Annotated in this window: 15 protein-coding genes; all 15 read right to left on the reverse strand. The window is 72.5% G+C overall.

The window, feature by feature from the left end; genetic code table 11:
- Positions 1-2: 2 nt before the first annotated feature.
- Positions 3-1127, reverse strand: coding sequence for an aliphatic sulfonate ABC transporter substrate-binding protein (locus IE265_RS09155; protein ID WP_190034911.1), 1125 nt, complete (start codon positions 1125-1127; stop codon positions 3-5).
- Between the two features lie 232 nt (positions 1128-1359).
- Positions 1360-2715, reverse strand: a complete 1356-nt coding sequence (locus IE265_RS09165; RefSeq protein WP_190034913.1) for a sulfate adenylyltransferase subunit 1 — start codon at positions 2713-2715, stop codon at positions 1360-1362.
- Positions 2716-2717: 2 nt separating this feature from the next.
- On the reverse strand, positions 2718-3656 hold the full coding sequence (gene cysD, locus IE265_RS09170) for a sulfate adenylyltransferase subunit CysD (RefSeq protein ID WP_190034914.1): 939 nt from the start codon (positions 3654-3656) through the stop codon (positions 2718-2720).
- Positions 3653-4204 (reverse strand): adenylyl-sulfate kinase, encoded by a 552-nt coding sequence (gene cysC / locus IE265_RS09175; protein WP_190035127.1) that lies wholly within the window; start codon positions 4202-4204, stop codon positions 3653-3655. Before cysC ends, cysD begins: the two co-directional genes overlap by 4 nt.
- 64 nt (positions 4205-4268) lie before the next feature.
- Entirely contained in the window at positions 4269-5000 is a 732-nt protein-coding gene (locus IE265_RS09180) for a phosphoadenylyl-sulfate reductase (RefSeq protein WP_229916101.1), read from the reverse strand.
- Complete coding sequence (locus IE265_RS09185; protein ID WP_190034915.1) at positions 4997-5176, reverse strand: hypothetical protein; 180 nt, start codon at positions 5174-5176, stop codon at positions 4997-4999. Before IE265_RS09185 ends, IE265_RS09180 begins: the two co-directional genes overlap by 4 nt.
- Complete coding sequence (locus tag IE265_RS09190; protein ID WP_190034916.1) at positions 5173-6870, reverse strand: nitrite/sulfite reductase; 1698 nt, start codon at positions 6868-6870, stop codon at positions 5173-5175. The genes IE265_RS09185 and IE265_RS09190 overlap by 4 nt, the downstream gene beginning before the upstream one ends.
- A gap of 128 nt (positions 6871-6998) precedes the next feature.
- Positions 6999-7082 carry a putative leader peptide gene (locus IE265_RS39250; RefSeq protein WP_309500612.1) on the reverse strand — a complete coding sequence of 28 codons (84 nt, stop codon included), beginning with the start codon at positions 7080-7082 and terminating at the stop codon, positions 6999-7001.
- A 127-nt stretch (positions 7083-7209) separates the two neighbouring features.
- Positions 7210-7779 carry a GNAT family N-acetyltransferase gene (locus tag IE265_RS09195; RefSeq protein WP_190034917.1) on the reverse strand — a complete coding sequence of 190 codons (570 nt, stop codon included), beginning with the start codon at positions 7777-7779 and terminating at the stop codon, positions 7210-7212.
- A gap of 84 nt (positions 7780-7863) precedes the next feature.
- Positions 7864-9246 (reverse strand): hypothetical protein, encoded by a 1383-nt coding sequence (locus IE265_RS09200; protein ID WP_190034918.1) that lies wholly within the window; start codon positions 9244-9246, stop codon positions 7864-7866.
- A gap of 193 nt (positions 9247-9439) precedes the next feature.
- Positions 9440-10765: a helix-turn-helix domain-containing protein gene (locus IE265_RS09205; RefSeq protein WP_373302918.1), complete on the reverse strand. Its 1326-nt coding sequence runs from the start codon at positions 10763-10765 to the stop codon at positions 9440-9442.
- Between the two features lie 473 nt (positions 10766-11238).
- A complete protein-coding gene (locus IE265_RS09210) occupies positions 11239-12873 on the reverse strand; it encodes an acyl-CoA dehydrogenase family protein (RefSeq protein WP_190034919.1) in 1635 nt (544 codons plus the stop codon).
- Positions 12874-12961: 88 nt separating this feature from the next.
- Positions 12962-13948: a 2,3-diaminopropionate biosynthesis protein SbnA gene (sbnA, locus tag IE265_RS09215; protein ID WP_190034920.1), complete on the reverse strand. Its 987-nt coding sequence runs from the start codon at positions 13946-13948 to the stop codon at positions 12962-12964.
- Between the two features lie 59 nt (positions 13949-14007).
- Positions 14008-15273, reverse strand: coding sequence for a 2,3-diaminopropionate biosynthesis protein SbnB (sbnB, locus tag IE265_RS09220; RefSeq protein WP_229916102.1), 1266 nt, complete (start codon positions 15271-15273; stop codon positions 14008-14010).
- Entirely contained in the window at positions 15270-16274 is a 1005-nt protein-coding gene (locus tag IE265_RS09225; RefSeq protein ID WP_190034921.1) for a TauD/TfdA family dioxygenase, read from the reverse strand. Before IE265_RS09225 ends, sbnB begins: the two co-directional genes overlap by 4 nt.
- Positions 16275-16308 lie beyond the last annotated feature (34 nt).

Genomic DNA, 16308 nt, shown 5'->3' on the forward strand with positions numbered 1-16308 from the left:
ACCTACTTGACGCCGAGTCCGGCGTCGTCGACCGCGCTCTCACCCTCGGCCGCGAGGACCTTGTTCAGGAGCGTGAGGTCGTAGATGCCGTCCAGGTTGGGCTCCTCCAGCAGACCGGCCTTGACCGCGTGCTCCGCCTCCGTGTTGAGCGTGGCGGCCAGCGGGTCGTTGGTGATCTGGATGGACTTCCAGGCGGGGTCGAGCACCTCGGCGGGAAGCTCCTTGCCGGAGTCCTCCTTGAGCCGGGCGTTCGCCGCCGCCTTCGCCTCGTCCGGGTTGGCGTTGATCCACTTGTTGGTCTTCACCGCGCCCTTCAGGACCGCCTCGACGACCTTCGGGTGCTCCTTGAGGAACTTCTGCGACACGATGATGTTCGTGATCACGAACTTCTTGTCCGGCCACAGGTCGGACTCGTCGAGCAGCACCTTGCCGCCCTCGGCGACCAGCTTGGACGCGGTCGGCTCGGGCACCCAGGCGCCGTCGATGGAACCGGCCTTGTAGGCGTCCGGCGTGATCTTGTTGTCCGTGCGGACCACGGAGACGTCGCCCTTGCCGCTCTCCGCGTCGACCTTCCAGCCCTGCTCGGCGGCCCAGTTGAGGAACGCCACGTCCTGGGTGTTGCCGAGCTGCGGGGTCGCGATCTTCTTGCCCTTGACGTCCTTGAGGGACTTGACCCTGTCCGGGTTCACCACGAGCTTCACACCACCGGAGGCCGAACCGCCGATGATCCGCAGGCTCTTGCCGTCGGACTTGGTGTAGCCGTTGATCGACGGCGACGGGCCGATCCAGCCGATGTCGATGGAACCGGAGTTCAGCGCCTCGATCTCGGAGGGGCCGGCGTTGAAGGTCGCGTACTCGGCCTTCGTGCCGCCCAGTTCCTTCTGGAAGAGGCCCTCCTGGCGGCCGACCAGCGCGGTCGCGTGGGTCAGGTTGCCGAAGTAGCCGATCTTGACGGTGTCGAGACCGTCGATCTTCTTCGCGTCGGCGGCGACGTTCTCCTTGGAGCTGTCGTCGGTCGACTCGGAGCCGTAACCGCAGGCGGCGAGCGTCAGCAGCGGAAGGGCCGCGGCCACGGCGATGCCGCGGCGGAGAAGCGTGGAGCGGGAGCTGGAGCGGTTGGCAGGCACGGGAGGGGTTCCTCTCGTTGGCCCGGCGGTCACGGTTCTTCAGGTCGTGGCCGGGAGGTCGGCAGGTCTTCGTCGTATCCGCGACGTCGGGCGGGGGGACCGGGCGCGCAGGCAGTGCGCGTACGTCATCGCGCACATCGCGCGACTCCGCCCTGCCCGCTGCCGAGGGCGCCGCTGCCGACGCGGCCGCCCTCCTTCGCGAACGTGGAGTAGAAGTCGGTGGCATTCATGATCAGAAGTCCCACCCGTCGTCGTCGGACTCGTCCTTGACCGGTTCGGGGGCGGCGAAGGACTCGCCGACCATGCCCGCGGTCAGCGTCGTGCCGTCGGCCGGGTCGATCAGGATGAACGAACCGGTGCGCCGCGAGTCCGCGTAGGAGTCGACCGGCAGCGGCTCGGACGTACGGATCTTGACGCGGCCGATGTCGTTGGCGACGAGCTGCCCGGGGTGCGGGTGCAGGGACAGGTCGTCGAGCGTGAGCCGCGACGGGATGTCCTTGACGATCGCCTTGACCGTGCGCGTGCCGTGCTTGAGCAGGACGCGGTGGCCGACCGTCAGCGCGGCGTCCGCGACGTGGCACACCGTCGCCTCGATGTCCTGGGTGGTCGGCGGGGCGTCCTTGCTGGGCACGATGAGGTCGCCGCGCGAGATGTCGATGTCGTCCTCCAGCAGGACGGTGACCGACTGCGTCGTCCAGGCCGTGTCGACGGGCTCGCCCAGCAGGTCGATCGCGGAGATCCGCGAGGAGCGGCCGGAGGGCAGGACGGTGACGGCCTCGCCGACCCGGAAGGCCCCGGCCGCGATCTGGCCCGCGTACCCCCGGTAGTCCGGGTGTTCGGCGGTCTGCGGACGGATCACGTACTGCACGGGCAGCCGCGCGTGGCAGTGCGCCAGGTCGTGGCTGACCGGGACCGTCTCCAGGTGTTCGAGGACCGTCGGGCCGCCGTACCAGTCCATGTTGGCCGAGGGGTCCACCACGTTGTCGCCGGCGAGCGCCGAGATCGGGATCGCGGTGATCTCCGGGACGCCCAACTCGGAGGCGTACGCCGTGAACTCCTCGGCGATCGCGGCGAAGACGGACTCCTCATACTCGACGAGGTCCATCTTGTTGACCGCGAGGACGACGTGCGGGACGCGCAGGAGGGCCGCTACCGCGGCGTGCCGGCGGGTCTGCTCGATGACGCCGTTGCGGGCGTCGACGAGGACGACGGCGAGGTCGGCGGTGGAGGCGCCGGTGACCATGTTGCGGGTGTACTGCACATGGCCGGGGGTGTCGGCGAGGATGAACCGGCGGCGCGCGGTGGCGAAGTAGCGGTAGGCGACGTCGATCGTGATGCCCTGTTCGCGCTCGGCGCGCAGGCCGTCGGTGAGCAGGGCGAGGTCGGGGGTGTCCTGGCCGCGGCTCGCCGAGGCCCGCTCGACCGCCTCCAGCTGGTCCGTGAGGATCGACTTGGAGTCGTGCAGCAGGCGGCCCACGAGTGTGGACTTGCCGTCGTCGACGGAGCCGGCGGTGGCGAAACGCAGCAGGGTGGTCGCCGACAACTGCTCGACCGACAGGGGCTCGGTGGGTTCGGTGGTGCTGGTCATGTCTAGAAGTACCCCTCGCGCTTGCGGTCTTCCATCGCGGCCTCGGACACCTTGTCGTCCGCGCGGGTCGCGCCGCGCTCGGTCAGCCGGGAGGCGGCGATCTCGGTGATGACGGCGTCCAGGTCGGTGGCGTCGGAGTCGACGGCGCCGGTGCAGGACATGTCGCCGACCGTGCGGTAGCGGACCTGGCGCTTCTCCACCGTCTCGCCCGCGCGCGGGCCGCCCCATTCGCCGGCGGTGAGCCACATGCCGGCCCGCCGGAAGACCTCGCGCTCGTGCGCGAAGTAGATGCCGGGCAGCTCGATGCCCTCGCGGGCGATGTACTGCCAGACGTCCAGCTCGGTCCAGTTGGAGAGCGGGAAGACGCGGACGTGCTCGCCGGGCGCGTGGCGGCCGTTGTAGAGCTGCCACAGCTCGGGGCGCTGGCGGCGCGGGTCCCACTGCGAGAACTCGTCCCGCAGCGAGAACACCCGCTCCTTCGCGCGGGCCTTCTCCTCGTCGCGGCGTCCGCCGCCGAAGACGGCGTCGAAGCGCTCGGCCTGGATCCGCTCCGTCAGCGGCAGGGTCTGGAGGGGGTTGCGGATGCCGTCGGGGCGCTCGCGCAGCACACCGCGGTCGATGTAGTCCTGCACCGAGGCGACGTGCAGGCGCAGGCCGTGCCGTTCCACGGTGCGGTCGCGGTATTCGAGGACCTCCGGGAAGTTGTGCCCGGTGTCGACGTGCAGCAGCGCGAAGGGGACCGCGGCCGGCGCGAACGCCTTCAGCGCGAGGTGCAGCATGACGATGGAGTCCTTGCCGCCGGAGAAGAGGATCACCGGCCGTTCGAACTCGCCCGCGACCTCGCGGAGGATGTGCACGGCCTCCGACTCCAGCGCGTCCAGGTGCGACAGCGCGTAGGGGCTGTTCCCCGTCTCCTCGGAGACGGTGGCGACGGTCGTCATGCGAGACCCCTCTCGGTCAGCAGCGCGTGGAGCGCGGCCGCGGACTCCTGCACGGTCTGGGTGTGCGACTCGATGCGCAGGTCGGGCGACTCGGGTGCCTCGTAGGGGTCGTCGACCCCGGTGAGCCCGGAGAGTTCGCCCGCCGCCTGCTTGGCGTACAGACCCTTTACGTCCCGCTCGCTGCACACCTCGACCGGCGTCGCGACATGCACTTCGAGGTAGGGGGCCCCGCTCGCCGCGTGCCGCTTGCGGACCGCCTCACGGCTGTCGGCGTACGGCGCGATCACCGGCACCAGCGTCTTGACGCCGTTGCGGGAGAGGAGGTCGGCGAGGAACCCGATGCGCTGAACGTTCGTGTGCCGGTCCTCGCGGCTGAAGCCGAGGCCCGCCGTGAGGAGCGTACGGATCTCGTCGCCGTCGAGCACCTCGACGCGGTGGCCCTCCGCACGCAGGCGCGTGGCGAGTTCGTACGCGATGGTGGTCTTGCCGGCACTCGGCAGACCCGTGAGCCAGATGGTGGCTCCGGTCACTTGGTTCTCCTGGTTCATCGGGTTCGTCGCGGTCGGTGCGGTCGTCGCGGGAGTCGGCGTCGTCGAGGGCGCGGCCATGGGGTCAGCCGTGCAGCCCGCACTCGGTCTTGGAGCGGCCGGCCCAGCGGCCGGCGCGCGCGTCCTCGCCCTCCCGCACCCGGCGGGTGCAGGGCTCGCAGCCCACGGAGGCGTAACCGTCCATGAGGAGGGGGTTGGTGAGGACGCCGTGCTCGGCCACGTACGCGTCCACGTCGTCCTGCGTCCACCGGGCGATCGGCGAGACCTTGACCTTGCGGCGCTTCTTGTCCCAGCCCACCACGGGGGTGTTCGCCCGCGTCGGCGACTCGTCGCGGCGCAGGCCCGTCGCCCAGGCGCTGTACCGGGTGAGCCCCTCCTCGAGCGGCTTCACCTTGCGCAGCGCGCAGCACAGGTCGGGGTCGCGGTCGTGCAGCTTCGGCCCGTGCTCGGCGTCCTGCTCGGCGACGGTGCGCCGTGGGGTCAGCGTGATGACGTTGACGTCCAGGACGGCCTCGACGGCGTCCCGGGTGCCGATGGTCTCCGGGAAGTGGTAGCCGGTGTCGAGGAACACGACGTCCACGCCGGGGAACACACGGGAGGCGAGGTGGGCGACCACCGCGTCCTCCATCGAGGAGGTCACGCAGAACCGCCCGCCGAACGTGTCGGCTGCCCACCGGAGGATCTCCTGGGCGGACGCCTCCTCCAGGTCGCGGCCCGCCTGTTCGGCGAGCGCCTCCAGTTCGGCGTCCCGGTCGTTCTCGCGCCGGGTGTCCGGCTCGGTCCGAACGGTCGTCATATGTCGTCCCCTCCACCGTCGTTGCGCTGAAGTCCTCGGGACAGGAGTCCCAGGAACTTCAACTGGAAGGCTCGGTTGCACGCGCCGCATTCCCAGGCGCCGTGACCCTGCTCGCTGGGACGCAGGTCCTCGTCACCGCAGTAGGGGCAGTAGAAGGGGGCGGCCCGCTCGCTCACGACAGGGCCTCCTCGGAGGCGCGCGAGGCCCAGACCGCGAACCGCTCGCCGTCCTCGCGCTCGTCCTGGAACCGCTTCAGGACCCGCTCGACGTAGTCGGGCAGTTCCTCGGAAGTGACCTTCAGGCCGCGGACCTTGCGGCCGAAGCCGGCCTCCAGGCCGAGCGCGCCGCCCAGGTGCACCTGGAAGCCCTCGACCTGGTTGCCCCGGTCGTCCAGCACCAACTGGCCCTTGAGGCCGATGTCCGCGACCTGGATGCGGGCGCAGGCGTTGGGGCAGCCGTTGATGTTGATGGTGATTGGCTCGTCGAACTCCGGGATGCGGCGCTCGAGTTCGTCGATCAGCGAGGCGCCCCGGGCCTTGGTCTCGACGATGGCGAGCTTGCAGTACTCGATGCCGGTGCAGGCCATCGTGCCGCGCCGGAAGGGCGAGGGCCGGGCGGTGAGGTCGAGCGCCTCCAGGCCCTCCACCAGTGACTCGACCCGGTCCTGCGCCACATCGAGCACGATCATCTTCTGCTCGACCGTGGTCCGCAGCCGGCCGGAGCCGTGCTCCTCGGCGAGTTCGGCGATCTTCGTCAGGGTCGCGCCGTCGACGCGGCCGACGCGCGGGGCGAAGCCCACGTAGTACAGGCCGTCCTGCTGCCGGTGCACACCGACGTGGTCGCGCCAGCGGGCGACCGGCTGGTCGGGCGCGGGACCGTCGACGAGCTTGCGCCCGAGGTACTCGTCCTCCAGTACCTGCCGGAACTTCTCGACTCCCCAGTCCGCGAGCAGGAACTTCAGCCGGGCGCGGGTCCGCAGGCGCCGGTAGCCGTAGTCCCGGAAGATCGAGAGGACGCCGATGTGGACGTCCGCGACCTCGTCGAGCGGGACCCAGGCGCCGAGGCGCTGGCCGATCTTGGGGTTGGTGGACAGGCCGCCGCCGACCCACAGGTCGAAACCGGGGCCGTGGTCGGGGTGTTCGACGCCGACGAAGGCGACGTCGTTGATCTCGTGCGCCACGTCGAGCAGCGGCGAGCCGGAGACCGCGGTCTTGAACTTGCGGGGCAGGTTCGAGAAGTCCTTGTTGCCGATGACGCGGCGGTGGATCTCCTCGATGGCCGGGGTGCCGTCGATGATCTCGTCCTCGGCGATGCCGGCGACGGGCGAGCCGAGGATGACGCGGGGCGTGTCGCCGCAGGCCTCGGTCGTGGACAGGCCGACGGCCTCCAGGCGCTCCCAGATCTCCGGGACGTCCTCGATGCGGATCCAGTGGTACTGGACGTTCTGCCGGTCGGTGAGGTCGGCGGTGCCGCGCGCGAACTCCTCGGAGATCTCGCCGATGACACGCAGTTGCCGGGTGGTGAGGCGTCCGCCGTCGATCCGCACCCGCAGCATGAAGTACTTGTCGTCCAGCTCCTCCGGCTCCAGGATCGCGGTCTTGCCGCCGTCGATCCCGGGCTTGCGCTGGGTGTAGAGGCCCCACCAGCGCATGCGGCCGCGCAGGTCGTTGGGGTCGATCGAGTCGAAGCCCCGCTTGGAGTAGATCGTCTCAATGCGTGTCCGCACGTTGAGACCGTCGTCATCCTTCTTGAACTGCTCGTTGCCGTTGAGCGGCGTGAAGTGCCCCACGGCCCACTGACCCTCGCCGCGGTGACGGCTCACCTTGCGGCGGGGCGCGGCGGCAGCGGGATTCTGTGGCGTGGCGGCCATGACTGTACGTCCTTCGGGACAGGCGAAAACGCGGCTCTGACCTGCGCCTACGGGCGCATACGGGCATACCTGCGCGTCATTGCGCAGGGCGGTGCAAAGGGGGAGGTGTGCGGCGGTGCTGCGGCTCGTCAGCCTGCCGGACAGATGGCGCTGGACATGCGGCCGAGATCGACGTGTCGCCGACTCACCAAGGCAATTCCAGTTCCAGACATGACGGAAGCGTGTCACGGCGTTCTGGACACAGTCCAGCTTCGTCCAAAATGTGGACACCCCAGTCCCGACATACGAGACGGGGGTGTCCTCGGTCACACGGCCGGGGCCGCGCCGTGTCGTGCCAGGTCAGCCGACCCGCGCGCCGGGCCAGGGTCCGGGGGTGGCCACGTCGGGCTCCTCCTCGACCCTGGTGTCGAACAGCGTGAAGCCGCGGCGCAGGTAGTTGTCCATCGCGTGCTCCCCGTCCTTGCTGCACGTGTGCAGCCAGACCCGCTTCGTCGGGGCCCGTCCGGGCCAGCGGTCGGCCAGGTCCCACGCGCGCGCGGTGCCGTACGAGAGGAGGTGCCCGCCGATGCGGCGGCCCCGGAAGGCGGGGATCAGCCCGAAGTAGACGATCTCCACGACGCCGTCGTCCTGCGGGTCCAGCTGCACGTAGCCCGCGGGGGTCCCGCGGTCGTACGCGACCCACGTCTCCGCGCCCGGCCTGTCCAGGTCCTCCTGCCACTGGGCGTACGTCCAGCCGAGCCGGTCCGTCCAGCGGATGTCGCCGCCGACGGCCGCGTACAGGAAGCGGGCGAACTCGGGGGAGGGCACCTCGGCGCGGACGATCCGGACGTCGCCGTCGGGCGCCGCGGCGGGGAGCCGGTCGGCCGGGGACGTCTGCTCCAGGGACCAGGTGGTCACAGCGATGCTCATGCCGCCCAGCGAACCACGAAGGCCGGCTCCGCTCCAAAGCGGTGCCCACCCGCGCACATGTTCACCCCGGCGGGCGCCGCCGCGTCACTCGACCGAGCCGTCGACGTCCGCCAGCGGCACCGCGTACAGCACCCGTCCCGTGTCGTCCCCGCGCGCGGCCCGCCCGCTCAGCGTCCACAGCTCGCCCGTCTCCTGCCAGTAGGAAAGGGACTCGGTGTGCCGGCCCCAGCAGGCGTACGTCGGGTCCGAGCCGCACCTCGCGGCCTTGGCTGTGCTCTCGTTCTGCCGCCACAGGGTGCCGTTCCGGTCGCTGCCGCCCGGCGTGTGGCCCGTGTACCAGTCCGCGGCGTCCGCGCCGTCCGGCCGGTGCGACAGCACGCCCTGGAGCCCGACGGCCTCGGTCTCGTAGGCCTCGTCGGCGTTCACGACGCCCCGGGCGGTACCGGCCAGCAGGCCCGTGCGCCCGCCCGCGGTGCTGTAGTCGTAGCGCCAGATCCGGGCGTGCTCGCCGCCGCCGGGGCTGAACCACTCGTTGGCGACCAGGCTGTCCGGGGTGGAGGTGCGGTCCAGGGAGAGGGAGGCGAAGCAGGGGCGCGCGTCGTTGTCGCGCGCCCGGCACGTCCCGCCGGGCAGGTCGTACGAGCCGACCGCCGGCAGGACGTACCGGTGGCCGTCGGCCGACCAGTGGTCCCCGCTGCGGCCGACCCCGGCCCCGCCGGCGTCGGCGCGCAGGATGCGGTTCATGTCGAAGACGAGCAGGGCGTCGTCGGGGCCGGTGCCGTCGCCCGCGGTGGTGATCAGCTTGTCCTGGTACCAGACCATGCCGCCGAGGCGGGAGTGGACCGGGGCGAAGTCCTCGCCGTCGGCCGTCGGGGCGACCAGCAGCACCCAGCGGTAGCGCAGGGCGTCCGGATCGCTCGCGTCGATGAACGCGACCCGGGCGAGGCCCTCCTCGCCCGCGGAGGCGTCCGCGGCGGACGCGGCGCGGGTCCAGCCGGCCAGGATCACGCGGTCGTCGCCCCACCTGCCGTCCCGGTCGGCGTCACCGGACGTCGTGACGGACTGCGGCCGCCACTCCTGTGTCGTCGCGTCGCCGCCGTCCCAGCAGTACGCGCGGGTGGCGGCCGGTTCGACGGGCAGGGCCGCGGACTCGCCCGCGTCGCAGTCCGCCCGGTTGCGCATCGGGTGGTCGGCGCCGTCCAGGACGGTGTCCACGCCGACGGGTCCGCCCATGGCGCCGGTCAGCCTGTCCAGGGCCGTCCCGTCGGCCAGGTTCTCGCGCAGTTGCAGTCTGCCGATCTCGGCCGACGAGGTGACGGGTGTCAGCGGCCCCGGGTTGTCGCTGCCCGCGGCCTGCGAGGTGCTGATGATGGTGGCGGCGGCGGTGAGAGCGAGTGCGGCCCCGGACAGAGTGGCCCGCAGGACGCGCCCCTTCTTCCGGCGGCGATGTCTGCCCCGCTGTGACATAGGTCCTCCCGTCGTCGGCCAACTGCTGCCCGGGATCCGGCGGTTGGGCCGGGGGCGGCGGATGTGGGGGGCCGTGGGATGGATGGTACGTCAGGGGGTGTCGGGTCCGGTCGAATACCCCGTAATCGGTAGGGATCGCGCCAGGCGGTGGTTGACTGTGGCCGGACCCGACCCCCTCGGTGGCCGATTCGCCCTACCCGGTGACCGGTGCGCCGACCCGGGGGCGCCAGCTGCCCGGCGCCGTGCCGCGCGACCCGAGCACCGCCGGAGCGGTCGAGTGGGGGAGCAGGCCGAACGGGTCGTCCGGCAGGGTCACTTGGACCTCGGCGTGTTCGCAGAAACGATACGGCCGATGCTCCAGCACCGCCCCCAGATACCGTCGTACGCGCGACATCTCGGCCCGTACGGTCACGGTCCTGGCCGGGTCGCCGAACATGTCGTCGGCCAGTTCGGCGGCGCTGCGGCCCCCTCGGTGCAGGGCCAGCAGATACAGCAGCTCCGCGTGCCGGGGGCTCAGCTCGTGGGTCCAGGTGCCCGTGCCGCCCGCGACGGTCACCGTCCAGCGCCGGGGCTGCGACACGTCCAGGCCGATACGCGTGGCGTCGCGCGGCGCCGGCACCGTGTCCGAGGCCCGCACCAGCCAGCCGCCGGGCAGCGGCTCCACCGAGCAGGGCCCCAGCGCGGGCAGCCAGATCCGGTCCGTGCCGATCGCCTTCGGCAGCGCCAGCCGGTCCAGGTACGGCATCCCCGCGACCGCCGCCGTCCAGCCGTCCGTGTCGACGACCAGCGCGCGCCCCGGGACCTTCGCGAGGATCGGCGCCGCCACCGACCGCAGCCGGTCGAGGGACGTCAGGTGCAGCTCCCGCAGCCGCGCCTCGGCGAGCTTGGCCACCGAGTCGACCCAGGCCAGCGTCGCCGGATGCATGGTCTCCCAGGGGCCGCTGATGTCGACGACCCCCAGCAGCCGTCCGTCGCGCGGATCGGTGATCGGAGCGCCCGTGCAGGTCCAGGCGGCGTGGCTGCGCACGAAGTGCTCGGCGGCGAAGACCTGCACGGGGCGCCGCACGACCGCGGGTGTGCCGACCCCGTTCGTGCCGACGACGTCCTCGCCCCAGTCCGCGCCGACCTCGAAGCCGAACCCGTCGGCCCTGTGCAGCACGGGCCGGCTGCCCTCGCGCCACAGCACACGGCCCTCCGCGTCCGCCACCACCATGATGTGGTGCGCCAGGTCGGCGACCGACAGCAGACCCTCCCGCAGCACCGGCAGGACGTACTGCAACGGCGATTCGCGCCGCCGCCGCTGCACCTCGTCGGGCCCGAGCACCCCGGCGCGCACGTCGTGGTCGGGGTCGACGCCGCTGCGCAGCATGCGCCCCCACGACTCCCCGATGACCGGCCTGGGGTCGAGCGGGGCGCGCTGCCCGGACAGCGTGGCGCTGCGCACCTTGTCGAGCACCCGCGCCGCCTGTGCCGCGTCCCCGGCGGCGAACCGCGCCACGTCCATCGACGGCTGCGTCATGGGGTCCTCCCGAAAGGCCTGAGCGGACAACCGGCCCCGGCCGTTTTTGGCCAAGGGACCCAAGGCCCGTACCGACTGCACGCCTCATAGTGCCGCCTGACCGTCGCGGAGGGCGACACTCCGCACACGAAGCGGTGATTTCGCGCGCCGCGCGCGGAGCTTGCAACCCCTTGCAACCCTGGTGGACTTCTCCAGAGTGTCCAAAACTTGACCCGACGCCGTCCTGTGCGGCGCGCGTGCTCCGCTCAACGGGGCCGGACCGGGGGTGGTGCCGTGTCGGCGCAGCACCACCCCCGTGCCGCGGGCCCGCCGTCCGGCGGACGCCGACGGCCGCACGCGCCCGCCCGACGGGGCCGCGACCACGCGGCGCGCCGAACGCCGAAGCCGAGGCGGCCGGTTCAGGAGACGCGCCGAACGCCGCAGGCACGGCGGCCGGTTCAGGAGAGAGCCCGAACCCCGCCGCGGCGGCCGATTCAGACGACGGGCCGTGCCCGGTCGACCACCGAGGCGAGGTCAAGGGTGTGCGGCAGGGTCCCGAACGAGGACCCCCAGTTCCCGCCCAGCCGCGAGCCGCAGAACGCGTCCGCGACCTCCGGCGGAGCGAACCGCACCAGCAGCGACCCCTGGAGCACCAGGGCGACCCGCTCGGCCAGCCGCCTCGCCCGCCCCTCGACGCCCTCCAGATCGGCCAGTTCGGTCAGCAGGCCCTTGATCGCCCCGTCCAGCCGGTGGTCGGCGCCCCGCGCGAGACCCACCTCCCGCAGATACGCGTCCAGCGCGCCGGGCTCCCGCTGGAGCGCCCGCAGCACGTCGAGCGCCTGGACGTTGCCCGCGCCCTCCCAGACCGAGTTGAGCGGCGACTCGCGCAGCAGTCGCGGCATGCCGGACTCCTCCACGTACCCGTTGCCGCCCAGGCACTCCAGGGCCTCGGCCGCGACGGGCGTGCACCGCTTGGTCACCCAGTACTTCGCTGCCGGCACCGCGAGCCGCAGGAAGGCCCGCTCCTGCTCGCCGCCGTCGTCGTAGGCGGCGGCCAGGCGCAGTCCGAGCGCCGTCGCCGCCTCGGACTCCAGGGCGAGGTCCGCCAGCACGTTGCGCATCAGCGGCTTGTCGGCCAGCGGGCCGCCGAACGCCTCGCGGTGGGTGCAGTGGTGCACGGCCTGCGCGACCGCCTGCCGCATGAGGGCGGCCGAACCGAGCACGCAGTCCAGGCGCGTCGCGGCGACCATCCCGATGATCGTGCGCACCCCGCGCCCCTCCGCGCCGACCCGGCGCGCCCAGGTGCCGTCGAACTCCACCTCGGCCGACGCGTTCGACCGGTTGCCCAGCTTGTCCTTCAGCCGCTGGATGCGGAACACATTGCGGCCGCCGTCCTCCAGCACGCGCGGCACCAGGAAGCACGTCAGTCCGTCCGGAGCCTGCGCGAGGACCAGGAAGCCGTCCGACATCGGGGCCGAGCAGAACCACTTGTGGCCCGTCAGTTCGTACGTCCCGTCCTCGGCGAGGGGCCGTGCGGACGTCGTATTCGCGCGTACGTCGCTGCCGCCCTGCTTCTCCGTCATGGCCATCCCGAAGAGCACGCCGGCCTTCTCGGACGCGGGCCGCAGACCCTGGTCGTAGACCATGGACGTGAGCCGCGGCTCCCACTCGGCGGCGAGGGCCGGGTCCGTCCGGAGCGCGGGCACCGCGGCGTGCGTCATCGACAGCGGACAGCCGTTGCCCGCCTCGACCTGCGACCACACGACGAAGGCGGCCGCGCGCCGCACATGCCCGGCGGGCCGGGCCCACGCCGCCGTGAGGCCCGCCGAGACGCCCTTGCCGAGCAGCCGGTGCCACGACGGGTGGAAACCGACCTCGTCGACGCGGTGGCCGTAGCGGTCGTGCGTGCGCAGTACCGGCGGGTTCCCGTCGGCCAGGGATCCCCACTCCTGGACCTGCCGGGAGCCCGCGGCGCGCCCGAGGTCCGACAACTCCGTGCGCACCTCGTCGAGGAGGGCCGGATCGACATGCCGGCCGACCGCCTCGCCGAGGGCCCGGTCCGCGGTGAAGACGTCGTACCCCACCAGCGGTGGAGCCTGGTTGGTCACGGTGTGGGTGCTGGCTGCCATGCCGGCGAACCTACCCTCCGGTACCGCGGTCGTCACCAACCCGCCGCCGCACCCCCGGCACCGCGCCGACCAGGTTCCTCCGGACCGGTCAGGCGGGCCGCGACAGCGCCGCCAGTTCGTCGGAGCCCAGCGGGTCCTCCTCCGCGGTGTCCGAGGGCCAGCCCGCGCGGTGGACCGTGTCGAGATAGCGCTCGCCGAGGTCCGGGGCGATCGCCACCGCCGTGAGGTCACGGCGGCCGTCGCGGTCCAGCCAGGCGGACGCGCCGCTGACGACCGTGCCGGTGGAACCGCCGAACAGGAAACCCCGGGCGGCCAGTCGGCGGCAGGCGCGGATGGTGTCCGCCTCCTCGACGCTCACCACGTCGTCCACGTACGACCGGTCGAGCATCGGCGGGGGCACGCTGGTGCCCAGTCCCGGGATCATCCTGCGGCCCGGGGCCCCGCCGAACGTCACCGAGCCGACGCTGTCCACCGCGACGATCCGCACCCGGCGCCGCCACTCCCAGAACCAGCGCGCGCAGCCCATCAGGGTGCCCGTGGTGCCGGCCCCGACGAACAGCACGTCCAGACCGGGGAAGCGGCGGGCGATGGCCGGTGCCGTGGTGCGGTAGTGGGCCCGCCAGTTGCCCTGGTTGCTGTACTGGTTGAGCCAGACGTACCGGGCGTCCGAGGCGCACAGCGCCCGCACGTACGCGATCCGGGCGCCGAGCAGGCCGCCGTGCGCGTCGGGCACGTCGATGACGTGCACCCGGCTGCCCAGCACCTCCATCATCCGCCGGGTCGGCGGGTTGCACCGGGAGTCGGTCACGCACAGGAACCCGTAGCCGCGGCTCGCCGCGATCACGCTCAGCGCGACGCCCAGGTTCCCGGACGACGACTCGACCAGGACCGAGCCGGGGCGCAGGACGCCCTCGCGCTCCGCGGCCGCCACCATCTCGGCCGCCGCCTTGAGTTTGATCGACCCCGCGAAGTTGAACCCCTCGCACTTCAGGTACAGCGGGAGCTCCATCGCCGCCCGCAGGTCGACGTACAGCTCGTCCTCGTTGAACTCCGAGGGATCGGAGATAACGGGCATGTTGTCCCCCCTCTTTCGTGCGCGCCGTGCCGCACCGCGTGCGGCACGGCGCCCGCCGGTCAGCCGTACCGGCGCAGTTCGTGGAAGAACCCGTCGACGACGTGCGGCTCGCCGTGCCGGGTGACCTCGTCGTGGACGAACCTGCCGACCGCGAGGTCCAGGACCCCCAGGCCGAACGGGGAGAACACCACCGTCCGGTCGGCCGGCGCGGTCACCCGGCCGGCGAGCACGTCCGCCAGCGTGCCGTCGAGGAAGTCCCGCCCGCCGGTGAGCCGTTCGGCCAGGTGCGGTGAGGTCTCCGCCTTCAGGCAGTGCTCCACGTCGTCCACGAAGTTGGCCGAGGCGAGCAGGATCTCGGGGGCGAGGTCGCGCAGCGAGACATGCAGGACGAGTGGCGCGTGCCCGAACCAGCCCGTGTCGTGGACGTGGGGCTCGGCCGCGACGGTGGCGAACACCAGCAGGTCGCTGGAGCGGATCAGCTCCTCGGCGCTGTCGTGCACCGTGATCCGGCCCTTGGCGCCCGACCGCTCCAGGTAGCCGCGGAACCCGGCGGCGCTCCCCGCGGACAGGTCGTGCACCCCGGTCTCCTCGAACGCCCAGCCGGTGGCGGTCAGATGGGTGTGGACGTAGCGGGCGATCAGGCCCGTCCCGACGAACCCGACCCGGGCGGGCCGGGGCCTGCCCCGGCTGAGCCGGTCGGCGGCCAGCGCCGCCGAGGCGGCCGTGCGCGTGGCGCTGATGATCGAGCTCTCCAGGCACGCGAACGGGTAGCCGGTGTCGGGGTCGTTGAGGATCAGCACGGCCGAGGCGCGCGGCAGCCCCGCCGCGGTGTTCCCCGGGAAGCTGGAGATCCACTTGATGCCGTCCACGCCGAGCTGCCCCCCGATCGAGGCGGGCAGCGCGATGATGCGGGACGACGGGCGGTCCGCGAAGCGCAGGAAGTACGACGGCGGGTTCACCGAGTCGCCCGCGTCGTGCAGCCGGTACACCTGCTCGACGAGGTCCGCGATCTCTGGCTCCCGTCCTTCCAGGGCCGCCCCGACCTGGCTGCCGGGTACGACGGTGAACGGGGGAGGGCCGAGCGCCCCCGGAGCGGGAGCAGGCCGTGCCGGCCGGGGTCCGGGTACGGTCGCGCGGTCCGTCCCCGTGTCCCTCGCGTTCCCGGTGTCCCCGGTGCCTCCCGTTCCCCCGGCGTCCCCCGTGTCCCTCGCGCCCGTGCTCCCCGTGTCCGTGCTCCCCGTGTCCGTGCCGGGGCCGGGCGTGCCGCCCGCTCCCGCCGCGCCGCTCTCCGGCGACGCGCCGTCCGCCGTGCCGGTGGCCGTCATACCGCACTCACCTCGATCGTCGGCGCGCAGTCGGAGAGCCGGACCGGGTCGCCCAGCGCGGCGAGCACCTCGCGCGGGCCCTGGAAGGGCTCCCGGCCGTGCGCGGTACGGATGTTGTCGACGAGCAGCAGGTCGCCGGAGACCCACGGCTCGCGCGCGGTGTGCGCCTCGTACACCTCGTTGATCAGCCGTACGACGTCCTCGCCGACCGGGTCGCCGCCGCCGTAGCGGGTGGTGAAGGGGAGCCCGTCGGCCCCGTAGACGTCGACCAGGTACTCGCGCACCTCGGGGTCCATCGTCCACTCGTTGAGGAAGGCGATCTGGTTGAACCAGCAGCGCCGCCCGGTGACCGGGTGGCGGACGACCGCGCTGCGCCGCTGGCGGGTGCGCAGGGAGCCGTCCGGCTGCCAGGCGAACTCGATGGCGTGACTGCGGCAGTAGCCGCTCACGGCGTCGCGGTCCTCGGTGCCGAACGCCTCGGTGAGCGTCGCCCCTATCTCGTCGTTGTACGTCCGGGAGAGCAGCCAGCCCTCCCGGGCGAACCGCTCGGTCAGCTCGGCCGGCAGGGCGTCGAGCACGGCCGCCGCGTCGGCGACCACCGTGGCGCCGCCCCCGGCGGGCGCGTCGAGGCAGGCGAACATCATCAGCCCGGGGAACTCCAGCGCGTAGCTCAGCTCGTGGTGCAGGCACATCTGCTGGTTCGGGGGCCACTTGGAGGAGGAGTGCACGCCGTCCGAGTACGTACGACGGGGTGCGAAGGACTCCCGGTCGGGCATGAGGCGTGCGGCCAGCCGGCGCAGGACGACCGCGGCGGTCGCCGGGTCGCGCAGGCCCAGGCCGCGGACCAGGACGCAGCCGTGCGCGGTGACAGCGGCGCGCAGCGCGTCACGGTGGCCGGCTGCCCAGCCCGCCGCGTCGCCCGCGGCGTCGGCGCGCAGGATCGGAGGACTGCCGGGTCGCAGGTCGACGTCGGTGAGCAACGCCGGAGAGGAGGGCGACATCGTGTGCTTCCTTTCGGTCTTGCGGTGTTTCCGG

Source organism: Streptomyces fructofermentans (genome assembly GCF_014651055.1).
Taxonomy (GTDB): domain Bacteria; phylum Actinomycetota; class Actinomycetes; order Streptomycetales; family Streptomycetaceae; genus Streptomyces; species Streptomyces fructofermentans.

Bases quoted from the DNA above. Each gene is read 5' to 3' on its own strand.
- cysC (WP_190035127.1), bottom strand. From the start codon at position 4,204: ATGAACCAGGAGAACCAAGTGACCGGAGCCACCATCTGGCTCACGGGT.
- IE265_RS09180 (WP_229916101.1), bottom strand. From the start codon at position 5,000: ATGACGACCGTTCGGACCGAGCCGGACACCCGGCGCGAGAACGACCGG.
- cysD (WP_190034914.1), bottom strand. From the start codon at position 3,656: ATGACGACCGTCGCCACCGTCTCCGAGGAGACGGGGAACAGCCCCTAC.
- sbnB (WP_229916102.1), bottom strand. From the start codon at position 15,273: ATGACGGCCACCGGCACGGCGGACGGCGCGTCGCCGGAGAGCGGCGCG.
- IE265_RS09165 (WP_190034913.1), bottom strand. From the start codon at position 2,715: ATGACCAGCACCACCGAACCCACCGAGCCCCTGTCGGTCGAGCAGTTG.
- sbnA (WP_190034920.1), bottom strand. From the start codon at position 13,948: ATGCCCGTTATCTCCGATCCCTCGGAGTTCAACGAGGACGAGCTGTAC.
- IE265_RS39250 (WP_309500612.1), bottom strand. From the start codon at position 7,082: ATGTCTGGAACTGGAATTGCCTTGGTGAGTCGGCGACACGTCGATCTC.
- IE265_RS09200 (WP_190034918.1), bottom strand. From the start codon at position 9,246: ATGTCACAGCGGGGCAGACATCGCCGCCGGAAGAAGGGGCGCGTCCTG.
- IE265_RS09225 (WP_190034921.1), bottom strand. From the start codon at position 16,274: ATGTCGCCCTCCTCTCCGGCGTTGCTCACCGACGTCGACCTGCGACCC.
- IE265_RS09190 (WP_190034916.1), bottom strand. From the start codon at position 6,870: ATGGCCGCCACGCCACAGAATCCCGCTGCCGCCGCGCCCCGCCGCAAG.
- IE265_RS09195 (WP_190034917.1), bottom strand. From the start codon at position 7,779: ATGAGCATCGCTGTGACCACCTGGTCCCTGGAGCAGACGTCCCCGGCC.
- IE265_RS09205 (WP_373302918.1), bottom strand. From the start codon at position 10,765: ATGACGCAGCCGTCGATGGACGTGGCGCGGTTCGCCGCCGGGGACGCG.
- IE265_RS09210 (WP_190034919.1), bottom strand. From the start codon at position 12,873: ATGGCAGCCAGCACCCACACCGTGACCAACCAGGCTCCACCGCTGGTG.